Origin of the sequence: Bacillus cereus group sp. BfR-BA-01382 (assembly GCF_022663475.1) — a bacterium.
Lineage (GTDB): Bacteria > Bacillota > Bacilli > Bacillales > Bacillaceae_G > Bacillus_A > Bacillus_A thuringiensis_S.
On sequence record NZ_JAKUFQ010000264.1, the window covers coordinates 1 to 560 of the forward strand.

Sequence of the window (560 nt, forward strand, 5' to 3'; positions counted from 1 at the left end):
GAAGTTAGTGAAACAAAATGAGCAAATAAAAGCATTAATCCACTAACAATACCTACAATCCCATAAAAGTAAGCCAATAACATCATTGGAAAACGGATAAGGCGTATAGAACTTGATAAATCATAATTAGAAACAATAAATGAAGCAATGGCTGTAATAGATACGATAATAACCATAACGTTACTAACAAGACCAGCTTGAACAGCCGCCTGTCCAATTACAATCCCTCCAACGATTCCAATAGTTTGTCCAATTGGTTGTGGTAAGCGAATGCCAGCTTCACGTAGCATTTCTAGTGTAATTTCCATTATAAAAGCTTCCAATAAGGGGGAGAAAGGGACTTTGACTCTTGATGTTGCAATAGAAGTGTATAAGTCTATAGGAATAATTTCAAAGTGAAAAGAGACTATAGCAATATAAAATGCGGGTAAAAAAATAGCTATAATAAATCCTGCAAATCGTAATAAGCGAAAAAATGATGCGATGAGCCAATGAATATTATAGTCATCTGGGGTTTGAAAAAATCCAATCAAATTCATAGGAACAACCATTGCACCAGG

1 protein-coding gene is annotated in these 560 nt (G+C 34.6%); it reads right to left on the reverse strand.

All coding sequences use genetic code 11. From position 1 onward, the window contains the following. A partial coding sequence (locus tag MR160_RS33855; protein ID WP_242299227.1) for a spore germination protein occupies positions 1–560 on the reverse strand: 560 nt, incomplete at both ends.